Genomic DNA, 18904 nt, shown 5'->3' on the forward strand with positions numbered 1-18904 from the left:
CAATCTATGTACTATCGCAATCTCTTCTCTAATAATTCTACAGATAACTCCAACGCATCTGTTATCTTTCTAAAAGTCCTTAAAGATATATTGAGATAGCCTCTCTCTAGGAATGATATAGTCTGCTGCGATACTCCTGATTTTTCAGCTAATTCAGCCTGAGTTATATTTTTCTTCTTTCTGTACTCTCTAATTTGATTACATATTCTCTGGATCTCAATATCTGTATTCTTCAATCTCTTGGGAGTTGTTTTTATCATACTCTTATCAGTGGTCTTTAAAACAGCTCTGTAGATTTCATCCCAGAATATAATCCTCTGATTATTCCATTCATCAAGCCGCATTCTTCTTTTTATCTTCTGCCAATTTCTAACAAAACTTATCTTATCGATATAGCTGTTAAAGACCAGGCTTGGCTTATTTGTCCTTGCGAGCAAGAGCGCAGCCATATGGCAATACTTGGGATTTAAATCATCTTTAAGTATTTTTTTTAACTCCTGTTTATTAATATCTCTATCCCAAAATTTAATATCATCATCCATATAGCACCTCAAATAATCTGCTCGACTATTTTACTAACTTCTAATTTAAAATGACGCTCCATTGCAGTATAATCAACTAACTTATCTGTTATCAGTTCATTTAATCCAAGTTTGATCATTATTCTATTGTAGCTTCGATACCAGATAATGATATTCTCTCTCTGCCCTTGATTACAATATAGCATTAGAAACTTTGATATAGGCATAAACGTTGTTGATAAGAAATAGAGATCAAAAAAATCTTTGGCCTCTTGCCTGCCTCCAACTATCCTACCTCTTCCTGTAGAATCTAGGTTTTGTGAGACTCCGCTAACTGCATATATCTTTTTTAGATAGATATCCTCTAAAGATGATACAGGAATACCATTAACAATATTCGGCTCCTTAATCAGCTTAAACGTATCTTCGATGAAATCTATTTTTAAAGAAATACCTTTATCTGCTTCTAGAAAATAGACCATGATTTTAGCTCTATCTTCTTGAGCCCTCTCTGCGCTTAACTCTATATTCAGTTTAATTAAACCACTTAACTCTTCCATCAGCCTATTAACTTTTACTCTAGAGAAATCTTGAGTAAAAAAATCTAAATCAAAAGAGTCTCTATGATGATAATAGAATAAAGATAGACCGGTCCCACCTGCTAGATAGAACCCATCTAGTCTATCCTTAAGAAGATTTAGCACTCTATCTCTTAAATCTAATATATTCCTCATAACTTAAATATACATACAAAAGTTGATAATGTCAAGTATTTTACTACTATTATCTGTATTTATAATATCAAACCTTAGGACAGAATAATTAAATACTAGGAATTAAACCTCAGTACTTGATGATGCTTGTAATAGGGTAACCCTTTAGCTTCTCCCTACCCCCTAAAAACTCAAGCTCAATAAGAAATGCAATGAGAGTTACCTCTGCACCTATTTTTTTAATCATGCTTGCTACCGCAGCTGCAGTACCGCCTGTAGCAAGTAAGTCATCTATTATTAATACACTCTCATTAGAAGATAATGCATCACGATGTATCTCTAAGGTATCCTGACCGTATTCAAGCTCATAAGTACATGAGATGGTATCGGCCGGCAGCCTCCCTTTCTTACGCACCGGAACAAAACCAATCTCCATCTTATAAGCCAATGCTGCACCTAAGATAAATCCTCTAGATTCAATAGCAACGATCTTATCAAATTCATAATCTTTGATTAGATCATATAGAGCATCAATTGAGGAGGAGAAAGCGCTGCCGTCTTTAAGAAGAGTGGTTATATCTTTAAAACCTATTCCTGGCTTTGGAAAATCTTTTACTTCTCTAATATATGAACTTAAATCCATTATCTCTTCTTCTTTTTTTTAGCTCCGCCCTTAACTACTTTAGAGCTCTTCTTAATTACTCTCTTAGCAATCTTGGGTTTTACCTTAATTGATTTCTTAGCCTTAGCGGCCTTTCCTAATTTAGGGCTCTTCTTAATCACCTTCTTCTTAATTGCTTTCTTGGCCTTAGCGACCTTTCCTATTTTAGCTTTAGCTTTAACCTTAGTTTTAACCTTAGTTTTAACCTTTTTTTCTATAGTCTTAGACTTTGGCTTACCCTTCTTAGTAGCTTTAGTCTTCTTGACCACTTTAGTTTTTTTAGTCTTAGACTTCTTAGGTTCAATACTGCTTAGAGCCTCTTCTTCTTTCTTCTCTGTTCTCATTAAAGGCTTATCTGAGGTTATAATCTCACGCATCTTAAGCAGCGCCTCTTTCTCAATCTGTCTCACACGCTCTCTTGTGATATTAAACTTTCTTGATATCTCAGCCAATGTCTTTGGAAGTCCGCTCTCAAGACCGAACCTTAATTTAATAATACTTCTAGAGCGTTCATCCATGAAAAGAAGCAGCTCCGCAACCTCCTCTTTCTCAAAGAGATTGACAAGCTCATCTACTGCCTCTATCTCATCATCCTGTAAGAGATCTATGAATTCGATATCACCTTCTTCGCTTACACGCCTATCCAGTGAAGAGGCATTGTACTGAGCCTTCTTAAGTTTATGAACCTTAGAGACCTTACATCCTAAGGATTTTGCAATCTCTTGATCAGTAGGTCTGCGTCCATATTTTTGTGTGAGCTTCTCCTGAGCCTTACGCATCTTATGCAGGAGTTCAGTCATATAGACCGGAATTCTAACAACTCTGGATTGATTAGCAAGGCCTCTTATGACATGCTGCCTTATCCACCAGGATGCATAGGTTGAGAACCTAAAGCCCAACTCGACTTTAAACCTGCTCAATGCCTTCATAAGACCGATATTGCCTTCTTCGATTAAGTCAGGTAAGGACATACCTAACCTCTCATACTTCCTGGCTACTTTAACAACAAGGCGCAGATTGCTTCTAATAAGCTTAATCCGCGCCTTTTCGTTTCCTTTCTGTGCTTTTATAACCAGCTCCCTCTCTTCATCAAAAGAGAGAACCGGAATATTTCTTATCTCCCTAAAATAGTCTTTTAATACATCAAAACTCATATAGGTTTTTAACTAAGCGCTGCTTGCGCAGCAGCAAGTTTAGCTATCGGAACTCTATAGGGTGAACAGCTGACATAGTTCATTCCAACCTTATGGCAGAATGTAACAGACTCCGGCTCACCGCCATGCTCTCCGCAGATTCCAACTTTTAACTTTGGATTTATCGATCTTCCCTTCTCGATGCCCATCTTAACCAACTGACCGACTCCAATCTGATCTAAGACCATAAAAGGATCTTCTTTTAAGATCTTATTCTCAATATATACAGGTAAGAACTTTGCAATATCATCGCGTGAGAAACCAAATGTCATCTGAGTGAGGTCATTTGTTCCAAAGCTAAAGAATTCAGCCTCAACAGCTATCTCATCTGCTGTTAAAGCTGCTCTGGGGACCTCTATCATGGTTCCGATAGTATACTTTAACTCAATACCAAGTTCTTTCTGTACAGCTTCTGCTACTTCAATTACATCTCTCTTTAAATCTCTTAACTCATTTACATGTCCCACTAGAGGTATCATAACCTCTACTATGGCATTCTTACCAGACTTCTGCACCTGGCCTTGAGCTTTAAATATCGCCTCTGCCTGCATTTTATAGATCTCAGGATAGGTTATACCTAAACGGCATCCACGATGTCCAAGCATAGGGTTGAACTCTTTTAACTGTTCAACCTTCTTCTTTAACTCTCTCTTCTCGATTCCTAAATCCTTCGCAACTCTTTCAATATCTTCATCGCCCTGAGGTAAGAACTCATGTAGAGGTGGATCAAGGAGTCTTATCGTAACAGGTAAGCCATCCATAACCTCAAAGATACCTTTAAAATCACCCTGCTGAAGCGGAAGAAGTTTTGAGAGTGACTCTCTTCTTGCCTCTTCGTTATCTGCAAGTATCATCTTACGTACCGCTCTGATCCTATCTTCACCAAAGAACATATGCTCTGTACGGCATAGACCTATACCTTCAGCTCCAAACTCAAGAGCAACTTTAGCATCTTCAGGAGAATCAGCATTTGTTCTAACACCTAAAGTCTTATATTTATCGACCCAGCTCATAAGTATTTTAAAGCCGCCGCTGACCTCAGGCTCAATGAGCTTAACCGCACCTTGGATAACATCACCTGTTGAACCATTAAGAGTAATGATATCACCCTTATTTATCTTTAGTTCACCAGCTGTAAAATACTCTTCTTCCTCATTTATAGAGATAACAGTGCAACCTACAACACAGCACTTACCCATACCTCTGCCTACAACAGCAGCGTGGGATGTCATACCGCCTCTTGCTGTTAAGATGCCTTCAGCTGAAGCCATACCGCCAATATCTTCAGGTGAGGTCTCAGAGCGGACAAGTACAACCTTCTCTCCATTCTTAGCCATCTCTATTGCATCATCAGATTCAAATACAACCTTTCCCACTGCAGCACCAGGTGATGCCGGAAGACCTTTAGCAACAACAGTAACACTCTCCTTAGGGTCTATCATAGGATGCAAAAGTCTATCTAACTGATCAGGCATAACCCTCATAATAGCAGTCTTCTCATCAATTAATCCTTCATTGACCATATCTACTGCAACATTTACAGCAGAGAGCGCAGTACGTTTACCTGTTCTGGTCTGTAATAGAAACAATTCATTATCTTCAATTGTAAACTCAACGTCCTGCATATCCTTATAATGAAGCTCAAGCTTATCAAAGATAGCTGTTAACTCTTTATATATTACCGGCATCTCTTTCTCTAGGTCTGCTAAAGGCTCAGGAGTCCTGATACCTGCAACAACATCTTCACCCTGAGCATTAATAAGAAACTCACCATAATAGACTCTCTCGCCTGTTGAAGGGTCTCTTGTAAATGCAACTCCGGTACCTGATGTATCACCCATATTACCAAATACCATAGTCTGTATATTTACAGCTGTACCTAAATCATGTGGAATCTTATTTAGATCACGGTATGTATTTGCACGTTTGTTGCCCCAGGATTTAAAGACAGCATTAGCAGCCTCAACCAGCTGATCCCAAGCCTGATCAGGAAAATCCTTAGCGGTCTCTTCCTTAACAAGAGCTTTATACTCAACTACAAGCTCCTTTAAATCTTCGGACTTTAACTCTGTATCGATTTTAGCATTCTTATCTTCTTTCTTCTTCTCTAATAGCTTCTCAAACTTACTATGCTCAATCTCAAGCACTACACTTCCAAACATCTGAACGAATCTTCTGTAAGAATCATATGCAAATCTTGGATTATCAGTCTTCTTAATTAGACCTATAACAGCATCATCATTTAAACCAAGATTTAAGATTGTGTCCATCATTCCAGGCATAGATACCCGTGCGCCTGATCTAACAGAGACAAGAAGAGGGTTCTCTTTATCGCCAAAACCCTTACCTGTTACCTCTTCTAAGTTTTTAATAGCTCCTTTAAGTTCATCTTCTAACCCTTTAGGCCACTCCTGGTGTTCTGTATAATAGTTGCACCCCTCTGTTGATATTGTGAAACCCGGGGGAACCGGTATCCCAAGATTGGTCATCTCTGCTAAGTTTGCACCCTTCCCACCTAAGAGATTCTTCATCGTAGCATCTCCATCTGACTTTCCTGGTGAGAAAGAATAGATATACTTACTGCTTATTGCTGCATCTGTTTTTGTACTAGGCTGACTTTGCATCTTTTAATACCTCCATTTCCTTTGGATTTAAAACCCTTTCTGTTAACAGCTTATTAACTTCAAAGAGAAGCAGTTTTCTGTTCTCTCTTAACTCTTGATCGTCCACGTTAACCAAGACCTCGCTAAAAAACCTATCTATTATACCATAAAAACTCTTTCCGTACAAAATAGTTGCTTTATCATACTCTCTTTTATCTACTCTCTTTAATATCTCATCTTTACTCTCTAAATATACCTCATAGAGTTCCTTCTCTTCTCTCTCTTTAAGCAGACCCTCTTTAAGCCTTAAAGATTTAAGCTCTCTCTTATCTTTTACTATCCTCTCTGTCCTCTCAGCAACCTTAAGAGCTTTATAGAAGTCTCCCTTATCATAGATATTAGTAAGCTGCTTTAATCTTAAATAGACCTCAGATGGAACCTTGAAATTAACACTTGATACAGCCTCTACTAAATCAGATGCTACACCAATATCAGCCATTAAGACAGAGAACCTCTCTCTTCCAATTGATAAGAAGATATTTTTTACCCTATCATAATCTTCACTTAAGCTATTCTCAAAAAGCATAAAAGTTAATGAGAATAGATTTTCAAGTGAGATCTCAAGCTGATATTGAATAAGTATCCTTACAATCGATTGGATCTGACGCCTTATCGTAAAAGGATCCATACTTCCTGAGGGCACTATACCAATACCTAAGAATCCAACTACGTTGTATAGTTTATCAACCAATGATAATAACGCCCCTAACTCTGTATTGGGAAGAGTATCATCATTGCTCCTTGGCTTATAGTGCTCTGATATTGCAGCAGCTACTCCCTTACTCTCTTTCTGATGCTTAGCGTAGATACCGCCCATAACACCTTCAAGGGAAGGGAACTCATAGACCATCTTTGTCAGTAAGTCTGCCTTAAATAGCTCAACTGAACGGATAAGATCATCTCTCTTTTTATTATCAAAGTTAAGTATCTTTGATATCTCAAGAGTCATCAGCTTAAGCCGTTTGGTCTTATCCAGCAATGTTCCTAATTTATTATGTAAGGCTATACCCTCTAACTTCTCTATTCTACTATCTAAAGAACTCTCTATATCCTCATTATAAAAAAGAACTGCATCTTTAAGGCGGGTATCTAAGACAAACTCATAGTGTCCTCTTATAGAACTAGTATTTTTAGGGCTTAAATCTAAGATAGCTAAAAATTGATTGGCTAACTTAGAATCTTTATCAACTAAGGCAAATACTCTCTGATACTTGGCCATAGAAGCTAAGAGAACTACTTCAGGGAGCCCTAGATAGCTCTTGTTGAAGCTGCATCTTATAACAGTTGGGCTCTCAACTAAATTAGCCACCTCAGTTAATAGCTCACCAGGAGGATACAGCAAGAGTCCTGCTCTCTTGGCCTCTTGATCTAAAATCTTTTTAATCCTCTGCCCTCTCTCTAAAGGAGAGAGTATGATTCCTCTCTCTTTTAATTCCTTAAGATAGCTATCCCTTGATCTTACTTTTATTTTTTTAAACTCTGCGCCCTCTCTTAGTAAGGTAAAATCAGATGATTTAATACCTTTAAAATCTGCTCTTACGATAGTAGCTCCAAATATTATAAGGATAGATCTTATGGGGCGGGTAAACTTAAACTCTGAGCTATCCCACTTCATATATCTTGGAACTGATATAGCAGATATCACATCAAGTAAGATATCTTCTATTATTCTCTCTGTCTTCTTAGCGGACTCTTTTTTCTTTATAAATAGATAGTTACCTCTATCTGTAGACTCTATAAATGCATCGCTGATAGAAACACCTTGAGATTTAACAAAGCCGCAAAGAGCCTTGCTGGGCTTATTATCTTTATCATAGGCTATTCTCTCGCTAGGTCCCTGAACAGTAACCTCTTGAGATAGGCTCTCTCTACCAAGCTCACCAAATAAGACCAAGCGTCTTGATGTTGCAGCTGCCTGGATATTTTTATTTACAACTCTAGCCTCATCCAAAGCTTTTATAAAATTATCCTTAAATTGTTCAGATATTGATTCTATTAGATTCGATGGCAGCTCTTCAACGCCAAGCTCTATTAAAAAGTCGGATTTAGGAGACATACTAGGATTCCTGCCTCTTAAGATAGAGACCGGCACAGCCCTTTGCTCTCTTTCTAATTGAGGTAATATAGTTCTGACGCTCTGTAACTGAGAGCGCACCTCTAGCATCTAAGATATTGAATATATGAGATAACTTTAAGACCATCTCATAGGCTGGATACAAGAGTCCCTCTTTAAGCAGATTATCGCCTTCTTTTTCAAAGATAGAGTATATCTTCTTATAGCTCTCTATATCGGCAAGTTTAAAGTTATAACTACAGAGCTCTCTCTCACGCTCACTATGTAAGTCTCCATACTTTACTCCAGGAGACCAGATAAGCTCTGATATCTCTAGGGTATCTTGTAAATACATTGAGAGCCTCTCAAGTCCATATGTTATCTCTACTGTTACATCATTTAAATCAAATCCGCCGATCTGCTGAAAATAGGTAAATTGAGTGACCTCAAGGCTATCCAGCCAGACTTCCCAGCCTAAACCCCAGGCGCCAAGCGTGGGTGACTCCCAATCATCTTCAACAAACCTAAGGTCATGCTCCTCTAGCTTAAAGCCCATAGCCTTTAAGCTCTTTAAGTAAAGCTCTTTGACATTATCTGGAGAGGGCTTGAGTATTACCTGATATTGATAATAAGAACTTGCTCTTAATGGATTATCCCCATACCTTCCATCAGTTGGTCTGCGGGAGCCTTGAACATAGGCAAATCTCTTAGGATCTTTATCTAAAGAACTAAAGAAAGTAGCTGGATGGAACGTCCCTGCGCCAACCTCCATATCATAAGGCTGGATAATAGAGCAGCCCTGCTTACTCCAGAAAGAGTTAAGTTTGGCTATAATCTCCTCAAAGGTAGGGGTATTTTTCTTCATCTGTTGTTAAATCTTAACAAAAGAGAGGCTCTTTTAAAATAAAAATAATTTTAGAAGTTAACTAAGCAGCTTAGATACTATTAAAAACTATATTAATAATCACTCAATAACACTTATAATCTATCTTAAAGTAAAATAACTGTTTCACTAATCTTGTTTTCTTTAGCCAAAGCATAGAGCTGTTCTTTAGTTATCATATCTTAATATAACATTTCATTTTTTCTACAACACTATTAAACTGCCTTGTTTTTGGATATTTAAAGAGAAAAAAGTGCTCTCTTTCTTAATCTCTAGAATATCCCTTATGGTCTTAATAGTAAAAAAGATGCCTGAATCATATATTTTCTTTGTTAAAATACCTGAATCGTATCTTTCCTTATACTACATATATTATGTAGTATAAGGAAACTTGTAAATAATAATTATTTTATTTTCGAAGAGATTCAAGTGACAGCATGCAAACAATCTAATCCTGAACAAATTGTTAATACGATTCTCATCTGTCCAAAAATACAGTTTAACATGCTCTTTTATTTTTATTTTGCTTATTCATTTTTACGCAAAGCCCTCACTGCAAAAATAGATTCTTATATCAATGCCTAGAGAGATACTGTATTCATACTATTATTAACTTCCATGCTAACATCTTTGTTTGTTTTTCATAATACAAATAATAAAAAATTATATCTCTTGTTAATAGATTGAAGTTGTAATTATATTTTTAGTTAAAAATAACTAAAAAAAGAAATATCAGACTTAAGGAAATCTTATTGAACAACAGAACATTCTTTGCATTGAATACTTACAAGCCTGTAAAAAATTCTTAAAAACCAGCCGAATACTCTATTTTTTGTTTTTCATAGTTTTTCATATTATCCAAAAATACTCTTCATCCCACCTAAGATCTCATTAAATGGTACGACATTAATTTGGCTATGAATAGAATACCGTTTTTCCCCAGGATAGATGACAGCAATGCGCTCAAGTTTTAAATCCTCTAGTGCATTCTTCATAGATGGAGTTATAGTCGGAGCATCCGCCCGTTTAATTTCAACACCGTACATCCTCCCGCCTTTATTAAACACCAAATCAATCTCCGCCCCTTGATGTGTTGCCCAGAAATATGGATGGTCAATATCCAAAGTGCGGATCAATTGCTCAATAACTAGACCCTCCCAAGATGCTCCGTATGTTTGATGCCGTAAAATTTCAGCTTCCGTCTTTAACTCTAAAAAGGAATTTAATATTCCCGTATCTCGAATATAAACTTTAGGTGACTTAACCTGACGTTTTTTAATATTCACATGCCATGGATGAAGTTGGCGTACCATAAACACACCTGTAAAGATATCCAGATATCTTCTGACTGTTGGCTCTGAAATACCTAACGAAGAAGCAATTGGCGCCGCATTCCATATTTGACCATGGCTATTTGCCAACATAGCCCAAAAACGATGCAGCGTCACAGATGAAAGCTCAATTCCCTGTTCACGCAAATCACGCTCAAGAAATGTTTTAATAAAACTTTTCCTCCAACTAAAGCTGTCAACGTCGTTCTTAGCCAAGAATGATAAAGGGAACCCTCCTCTTAACCACAGCAAAGAGGCTTTCTTTTCACCAACTTCGGCAAGATCAAATCCACCCATTTCAATTAATTCTAATCGTCCTGCAAGAGATTCTGATGACTGCCGTAAAAAACCGGGGGATGCGCTTCCGAGAATTAAAAATTTTGCAGGTAACGGTTTGCGGTCTAGAAGCACCCGCAAAAGAGGGAAAAGTTCAGGACGTTGCTGCACCTCATCAATAACAACCAATCCCTTTAAAGACTCAAGAACCCCCTTCGGATCAGCCAAAGCAACGAGACTACTTTGATCTTCAAGATCAAAATAGTTAGGAGAGTGAATATTGACTAATTCCCGAGCTAGTGTTGTCTTGCCAGACTGGCGAGGTCCTAAAAGCGCAACCGCCCGGCTTCGATCAAGCGCATTTTTAATAAAATTTATGTATTCACTTCTTTCAACCATGTTTTAAATATACCATGATATTCAAAATTGTCAACTTCTTATTTCATGGTGTTACTTTTAAAAGAAATCCCCGCTCACATATAAAACAAAGTAGATTATTTACCTTAAACCCGCATTCTCTATTTTAGAGATTAGCTAAAAACATTATATATAGACAAAATTAAGCTTTACTGAAAACATAAAATCCATACCCTAATTGTTACAAGAAATTTATACCATAGTCTAAATAAATACCAAGATTTTTCTACTTTGGATAAAATTATTCTTAGAATAAGAATCGATAGAATTGCTAACGTATAAGGATTGTAACCATATGATATTCCAACTGATAATAAAGACTCCGCGGTGACGCCGTCAACTAGATGATTATTGAGTTCTCTCAATAAGTGGGCACTCTGTGGGCCAACGTCTGTACCTCTACTACTATTGAGGCGCAATAAGCTGACTCAACTCGAACACCCTAATAATAAATTTGACTCAAATTTATACTAGCCAACTAGCGCTCATCGCAGAGACAATATTATTATAATACAGTTAATTTTAGAGTCAAGAATGGTTTTAATTTTTGGTTTTATTATCAGACTTAAATTGGATGTTATCCTTTTAACACTCCTATTGGTTTCAACTTTACTACAGATTTTACTAAACCAAAATCACTTATAGTCTTCGCTACTATATCTAAATCTTTATACCCTTCAGGAGATGCTCCGCTTATATCACCATCACCCATACGCTCTATATGCACACCTTCTTCTCTAAGCAAATTATATACATCTTCATTTGTCGTCATCTCTTTAATCTCTTTTTTACTAATCCTTCTGCCAGTACCATGATTAACTGAAAATAGAGATTTAGAACTTTCATCTTTTGCTGCACATATATAAGACCCGGCAGTCATAGAGCCCGGCAAAGGCACAGGCTGACCTGTCTTGCTATACAAAGAATGTGATTTAATAAATGAAGGCCCAAGTGCTAAGCTAGCTCCATTTCTATGCACCCAGAACTTTCTACCACCTAAATCTTCTTGTTTTATTATTTTGTGAGCTACGTCTATAAGTATCTCCATCTTTACGTTCTTATCTATGTACTTAACCACAATATCTTGAACTAGTTTATAGGCTAAGACTCTATTTACAAAACCATAGTTTGCTGCTGCATAAGCACAAGAAATATATCTTCTTGCTTCATCTGAATCAGCTTCTATTGCAAAAGGCGAAGAATGGGTATTAAAATAAGCCGATCTTCTCTTAGAATACTTCTTTATATTTAAAGTGAAATGATATCTATGTTTTCTTATTAATTCCTTTAAACTCAGATCTTTTCTATCCATAAAATACTTACCAATTCTGCCGCCAAATGCTCCCGGCTCACCATGAATCATAAATATTATCTGATCCTTTTCTATGCCCCAAGTTTTAGCAATGTCATTATCTATAACTTTACTAACTCTACTCATCTCAAGAAAATGATTTCCAACCCACATTGAGCCAAGCTTTTTAAATCCTCCTTGATAAACATCGGATGGAATATTGTTTAATACCTCTTTAAATGTAAAATCGGTATTTTTAAAGAAAGATCCCTCATCTTCGATATTTTTCTGGTCTGAATCACTTAATCCAACCCTATCTTTAGCCCATTCAACACCCTTATAGATAATGTCATTTAAATCAACTCTACTAATCTGCCAATAACTATTTTTACGATCTGAAAAAGCGTCCTTAAGATGCTTGTATATTAAGCTAATCTTATTGTGATCAAGATCTTTATAATACAAAGAGGTTTTAATAACTGTTATACCGCAATTGAAATTACTCTTAATTGCTATAGGGTATATTAAATCATCAGTATCAAATACTACTCCTGTTGGAATAATCTCTTTTGATTTAAAGGATAAGTCGGGAAATACAGACACACTCTTTACTCCTTCCCATTTAGATATTGTCTTAATTTGATTTATTACACTGATATCAGGAGCCAAGCTATCGTTTAAGAAAAATTTGACTCTATTCATAGTTTTAATAATGTCTCTTTAAGTCTCTCTACATTCTTATCTAAACCTTCAGATTTAACCATTCCAACCTCATAACAGCGAACATTTGAAAGCAATGCATCTAAGACGCTTTTTCTAGATTCTGACAAGTTAAAATCCGGAACCAACCAATTGTAAAGGCTACTATACTCCATATAATTATTCAATTCTGCAGGAATAGAACTTGAGATAATTGCCTTATTAACTGCTTCTAATGTATTCAACTCTCTTATGGTAAACTTTGAACTAAATTGAGGAAATATAAGTATATCTGGTTTAAAATTTTTAACATCATCTACTGTATTAGGGCTGTAAAAACTTTTACTGACTTTAAACCTATCTATTTTGTTGAACTTATCTCTCCATAATAATTCACTCTCATTTTTATGTATTCTCACTAATTCATAGCAAGGATAGACTCTCTCCTTATCATAAAAGATAAGATTATCAGAGATAAATCGTGAATCTCTATTCTGTAATAAAGATAAAGCCAAACTAGTCTTTCCTATTCCCTCCAAACCACAAATTATTAAACCAATATTATTAAATTCAACTGCTGAAGCATGTAATATATGGGTCTGTTTAAAATATTCTAAATACCAAAAAAGAGTATAATATAAAATAGGATATGTGATTGCGAAAAACAGCTCTTCTTGAGACCTACTAGGCAAAGCATACCTCATAGAATCCTTTAAAAACTTTCTAATCATAACAGCATTTAAGAATATTTCCCTATCTCCTAATGTAAGATCTAACAAAACCTTCTTTTTATTATTAACCTTTTTAAGAGCTGCTATTCTATTATTTGCAATAAATGTACCAGGTCCAAGCATATTACCATCTAATAAACTCTTGAGTTTTAAAAAATACTCATTAAAATTATTACTACACCAATTAATATTTATAGAGATTTGAGGTTTTTTAGATAGATTTGATTGCACTACAATCTTATTAAAATATACTTTCAGATAATCCAAATACCTAGAATGATTAGCATTTAACTCTACTATTAATCCACCTATATCGATAGTCAATGGATATACATTTTTCTTAATATATCTATAGCCTATCTTTTGACCTAGAATATCTTCCATCATACTTCTATATTGTCTAGTAATTAAATCCAAACCAAAATTTTTAACTTTATTTGACCCGTTTTTTACAAGATCATCTCTGTAATCATTATCCTTTAAAACTTTAATAACCCCAGCTGCGATACTATCTATACTATAAGGATTTACAAGCTCTGCAGCCCCTTCAGCAATCTCTCTCATTGAAGAAATATTAGAGGTTACTACTGGAGTACCGCAAGAGAAAGCCTCTGCAATCGGCAGGCCAAAGCCTTCATAAAAAGAAGGAAAGACTAATACTTTAGCTCCATTGTATAAAAATACTAAATCTTCCTGCTTTACATACCCTAAAGAGATAAGGTCTTCTTTAAGTTCATATGTTTTAATATACTCCTCTACATCCTTATAAGACTTTATATATTTACCAACTACAACAAGTTTAATCTCAGGAAATTTCTCTTTTATCTTAGGAAATGCTTTTAATAGAGAGAGAAGATTTTTTCTAGGTTCAATAGTTGAGACAAAGAGAATATAATCATCTACTATTCCAAGCTTATGGAGTCTCTTCTTTAGCTTATTTTTATCTTCTATTACCTTATACATTGGATCAATTACAGGATATATTACCTTTGTTTTATCCTGAGCATCGGGATAGAATCTTAAGAGATCATTCCTTGTGTTATGGGATACACATACAATACAATCAACATCTTTAATTAATCTAGGTAGTGAACTAAGTACAATACTCCTTGTATCGATTGATGATAACTCCGGAGCAACCAAAGGAATAAGATCATGTATTATTAGAATACTTTTTCCATAAGGCGAGGGCTTAAATCCAAAACTTGAAGTTAGACAGATATCTGCTTTTGGTAAATCTCTTTTATAAACATTAACATACTTAATACTATTAGATTTAATGTTGGGACATCTCTTCTTAAAATCAAAGAATCTTTTTCTATAACAGAGAACTAACTTATGCTCATTAGACCAGGATAGAGAAGCCAAGGCTTTAACTAAAGCAACAGTAAACATTCCAATACCTGTAGAAGAAGATTTTAACGTAGAATTGATATCAATACATATTTTCATAGTAAATAATTACACTAATTGAAGACTGATTTAATAGACACAGGGCTAACAGGCAGGTATCTAATTTTTGATTTCATAATTTAATAATTTTACCATATATTACTTTATTGAAATATTTTAAAATAGCCCAAAAATATAACCTGATATATCCAAAAGACTCATGAAACATCTTAAAATCAGAACTACCATCTTCTCTCTCATGCCAGACAGTAGATATCTCGCTTATCTTATAACCAAAAAGATAAGCTTTTACACATAACTCCATGGAAATCTCAAAACTATCAGAATTGAGCATAATATTATCCAATATATCCTTTTTATACATCTTAAAAGCATTACTACAATCTTTTGTAGGAATATTGATAATCCTACTAAGACTTATTCCAACAAGCCTTGAAAAAAATCCTTTTAAAACCAAGCCTCCATTTCTCTCTCCAGGCTTCATATATCTAGAGCCACAAACCATATCGATATTTTTCTGTTTAAATTTTTCAAATATTAATAGTATATCACTAATATTATCGCATCCATCTGCCATTAAATGCAGCAATAGATCACCTCTTGCCTGTTTAATGCCGAATCTTAAAGCATTGGCAAAACCTGCAGGAGTATTATTAGAGACAACTTCGATATTAAACGTAGTATGATTTTGAGCAAATTCGCTAACAATCTGAGCTGTGGCATCTATTGAATGATCATCTACCACAACAACCTCTTCTATGATCTCAAGTGGTACTTGGTCTACTACATCAGCTAATACCTTGCCTATTAAATACTCTTCGTTGTGAGCAGGTATTATAATACTAACTTTCATTTATTAATTTTATAGATACATACCAATCTATTTTAAAAAACCAAATTAAATACTTCAGGATTATTTTCTGCCCATTTATTTTCAAAAAGAAAATCTACACCTTTGACTCTTAAATCCTTACGCTAAGCACCGCAATCAACATTACCTCTATAATTCCTGCTGGCTTTTATTATAACATTTAACATTATAATCATGATTCCATTCGTAATAGCTATCTTTTTTCCCTACTAGTCCAGCACCCATCCCCAACAAAAACCAGAACAGTGCCGCATCCTGAAAACCCACAATAATAATCGTAGTAGTCAACGCAAGCAATAAGCTGGCAAAAATCCCGCCGCTTAATCCTAATTGAATTGCTCCTACATCCTTATCTTGACATAGCCTTATCGACTTGAACATGTTTTTAAAAAACATAACTAAAATCCACAAAAAGGTAAGTAAACCTATCATCCCGGTTTCAAGGAGAACCTCTAAAAATGCATTGTGGGCATGAAGATGCCTGCTCAATTCCGGCTTATAAAACGAGAGAAGTCTTTCACTTTGCCCTAATCCAGATCCAAAAACCGGAAAATCTTTAAATATTTCTAAGGCTCCTTCATACATCTCTTCTCTTCCTCCCCAGGTAGATATATCAAAAGATGCAATCGCTCTCTGTTTCACTGCTGGTGATAAAAACAAAGCTCCAACAACAAAAATAACCACTATACAAACTGTTATCTTTTTATTCTTCATAAAAGAGACAACTAATAAAGAAACTAATATTGCTGCCCAAGCTGCCCTTGAAAAGTTCGCAAGCAAACAAGAAAATAAAACAATAACACCCATCAAACTGCCCAATCTTAAAAACTTATTTTTTCCAAAAACTCCAATCATAAAGAGCAATGGTATGCCTAACGCTAAATAAGGAGTAAATGCGGTATAAATTCCAAAAGAAGAAAAAAGGCGGGCTGGAGAACGGGAGTAATCCCATACCCCTCCAACACCTAAAATTACACCGCTTAAAATCAAAAAAATGGTTAAAACAATTAAATGCTGCCTATCTTTAACTAAATAACTACCAATTAAAAAAAAGATGAAATAATAGAAATACCGTTCCATAAGAACACCATAACTATGATAAGGATTTAAGCCAAATGCAAGAGAAGCGATTAAAGCTAACCCGAAAAATAATAAAGGTTTGTTTAATACTGTTTTAGAAAATATATGTTCAAAAAATTTAACATTATATTTCAATAAATTTATAATAAGCCATAATAAACCGCCTATAACTAAACAAATCTTTCCTGTTTTACTAAAATAAGGAATAAAAATAATAAATAGTGAAAAAGTTACTAATAATGCTTTTTCTAAATAAAAAATTCCTTTTTTCATTATTTATTTACTCAATCAATTAAAGCTCAATTATCGATAAAATAAAGGCTTGTAAATTATTTCGGTGATTATAACTTTTCATTCGTTGTATTGAAGACTTGACGTAAAGGAGGGGACAATTTCTTGTATTTTCTTTACAATTTTCCGCTCATCTCGTATTTTTATTAATTCTTCTAACTCTTTAATCTGACTTCTTAATTTCTGAGAGTCAAAATTATTAGGCTGAGTAATATAAATCTTATTATGCTTGGTAACCTTATCCCGTTCAGCATCATGCAATGTTTCTTCGCGTAATTTTTCGCCCGGACGCAATCCTGTAAACTTTATAGCTATATCTTTTTCCGGCTTAAGACCGGAAAGAGCAATTAAATTACGAGCTAAATCAACTATTTTTATCTGCTCTCCCATATCTAATATAAATATCTCCCCGCCTTTCCCTATAACTCCGGCTTGTAAAACCAGCCTCACGGCCTCATGCACACTCATAAAATAACGCATTGCATCAGGATGAGTAACAGTAATAGGACCGCCCTCTTCTATCTGCTTTTTGAAAAGAGGAACAACGCTGCCGTTTGAACCCAACACATTTCCAAAACGAACAGCCATAAATTTAGTTCTACTACTTTTTGCCTTTGCCTGCAAAACCATCTCAACAATACGTTTAGTTGCTCCCATTACACTTGTAGGGTTAACTGCCTTATCGGTTGATATTAAGACAAAACGTTCCGCATTATAATGTTCAGCAGCATACATAAGATTTCTGCTGCCAATAACATTATTTCTAAAAGCTGCAGCCACATTTTTTTCCATCAAAGGCACATGTTTAAAAGCTGCGGCGTGAAAAATTATCTCAGGCCTTAATTTAGAGAAAGTATACTTAAGCAGACTAATATCTTGTATATCACCTACAATAGTCTTTAAAGAAAGGTTGGGATAATCATCCTGTAATTCTCTTTCTAAAAAATATATGTCATTTTCATTGTGGTCCCATAAAATTAACTTTTGCGGAAAGAAGCGGGCAATCTGCTTTGAAAGCTCTGAACCTATAGAACCTCCGGCACCGGTTACTAAAACAGTTTTTCCCTCAACATAACTTTTTATTTCATCTTCATCAATATCCACTACCTCTCGCCCCAGAAGATCTTCAGGTTGAACATCTCTTAATTTAATCTCCAAGTCTCCGCTTAAAATCTTATATATTCCGGGCACAATTTTAATTTTAACTCCCTTAATCTGACAATATTCCAAAACATTTCTAATAACTTTTCCTTCAGCGGAAGGAATTGCAATAATGATCTCCTCAATTTGATATTTATCTACTACCTCAGGGATCATCTTCCGGCCTCCTAAGACTTTCACTCCCTGAATTTGCAAATTCCCCTTAGCAACGTTATCATCAATAAACCCCACTACATGAAAATTCATATCGAGATTTCTCTGGCACTCTTTTAACACCAAAATCCCTGCTTCCCCGGCACCCACAATAATAACTTTTTTATTTCTCAATTTTGCCGAAAATCCCTTCTTTTCTCTCAATAACCTCCCGCTTAATCTAAATCCGCTTATTAATATCAAACATATTCCCCAATCTAAAATAAATATTGAACGCGGATAGCCTACCATCCTATTAACAAAAGCTATAATCAAGAAGAAAACTACACTTGCAATACTATTCGCTTTTATAATCTGCCAAAGGTCAAAGACACTCACATACCTTAACGAAGAATGGAATAACCCATAACAGTAAAATACAATTATCTTTACAAGAATTAATACTGGCAATGTTTTTAAGATAAAAAGTGTATATTCAGAAACAGAAAAGTCAAAACGCAGAA

General features: G+C 35.2%; 13 protein-coding genes. All 13 read right to left on the reverse strand.

Features of this window, described 5'->3' with window-relative positions:
- Positions 1-11: 11 nt before the first annotated feature.
- Positions 12-542: a helix-turn-helix transcriptional regulator gene (locus P9X27_05940; protein ID MDP8253918.1), complete on the reverse strand. Its 531-nt coding sequence runs from the start codon at positions 540-542 to the stop codon at positions 12-14.
- Between the two features lie 8 nt (positions 543-550).
- A complete protein-coding gene (locus tag P9X27_05945; GenBank protein MDP8253919.1) occupies positions 551-1255 on the reverse strand; it encodes a nucleotidyl transferase AbiEii/AbiGii toxin family protein in 705 nt (234 codons plus the stop codon).
- Between the two features lie 109 nt (positions 1256-1364).
- The gene (locus tag P9X27_05950) at positions 1365-1877 is read right to left on the reverse strand and encodes an adenine phosphoribosyltransferase (GenBank protein MDP8253920.1); all 513 of its coding nucleotides are present in this window, start codon (positions 1875-1877) and stop codon (positions 1365-1367) included.
- On the reverse strand, positions 1877-3049 hold the full coding sequence (locus tag P9X27_05955; protein ID MDP8253921.1) for an RNA polymerase sigma factor RpoD/SigA: 1173 nt from the start codon (positions 3047-3049) through the stop codon (positions 1877-1879). The genes P9X27_05950 and P9X27_05955 overlap by 1 nt, the downstream gene beginning before the upstream one ends.
- An 8-nt stretch (positions 3050-3057) precedes the next feature.
- The gene (ppdK, locus tag P9X27_05960; protein MDP8253922.1) at positions 3058-5712 is read right to left on the reverse strand and encodes a pyruvate, phosphate dikinase; all 2655 of its coding nucleotides are present in this window, start codon (positions 5710-5712) and stop codon (positions 3058-3060) included.
- Positions 5696-7807 (reverse strand): glycine--tRNA ligase subunit beta, encoded by a 2112-nt coding sequence (gene glyS / locus P9X27_05965; GenBank protein MDP8253923.1) that lies wholly within the window; start codon positions 7805-7807, stop codon positions 5696-5698. Before glyS ends, ppdK begins: the two co-directional genes overlap by 17 nt.
- A gap of 1 nt (position 7808) precedes the next feature.
- Positions 7809-8669, reverse strand: a complete 861-nt coding sequence (locus P9X27_05970) for a glycine--tRNA ligase subunit alpha (GenBank protein ID MDP8253924.1) — start codon at positions 8667-8669, stop codon at positions 7809-7811.
- A gap of 872 nt (positions 8670-9541) precedes the next feature.
- The gene (locus P9X27_05975; GenBank protein MDP8253925.1) at positions 9542-10693 is read right to left on the reverse strand and encodes an ATP-binding protein; all 1152 of its coding nucleotides are present in this window, start codon (positions 10691-10693) and stop codon (positions 9542-9544) included.
- Positions 10694-11288: 595 nt separating this feature from the next.
- Positions 11289-12704, reverse strand: a complete 1416-nt coding sequence (locus P9X27_05980) for an RtcB family protein (GenBank protein MDP8253926.1) — start codon at positions 12702-12704, stop codon at positions 11289-11291.
- On the reverse strand, positions 12701-14884 hold the full coding sequence (locus P9X27_05985; protein ID MDP8253927.1) for a glycosyltransferase: 2184 nt from the start codon (positions 14882-14884) through the stop codon (positions 12701-12703). Before P9X27_05985 ends, P9X27_05980 begins: the two co-directional genes overlap by 4 nt.
- A gap of 73 nt (positions 14885-14957) precedes the next feature.
- Entirely contained in the window at positions 14958-15698 is a 741-nt protein-coding gene (locus P9X27_05990) for a glycosyltransferase family 2 protein (protein ID MDP8253928.1), read from the reverse strand.
- A gap of 147 nt (positions 15699-15845) precedes the next feature.
- A complete protein-coding gene (locus tag P9X27_05995) occupies positions 15846-17069 on the reverse strand; it encodes an O-antigen ligase family protein (GenBank protein MDP8253929.1) in 1224 nt (407 codons plus the stop codon).
- Between the two features lie 78 nt (positions 17070-17147).
- Positions 17148-18904 (reverse strand): nucleoside-diphosphate sugar epimerase/dehydratase (locus tag P9X27_06000; protein ID MDP8253930.1); only part of this gene is annotated, 1757 nt, incomplete at its 5' end.

The sequence above is a fragment of the Candidatus Kaelpia aquatica genome, assembly GCA_030765335.1.
GTDB lineage: Bacteria > Omnitrophota > Gorgyraeia > Kaelpiales > Kaelpiaceae > Kaelpia > Kaelpia aquatica.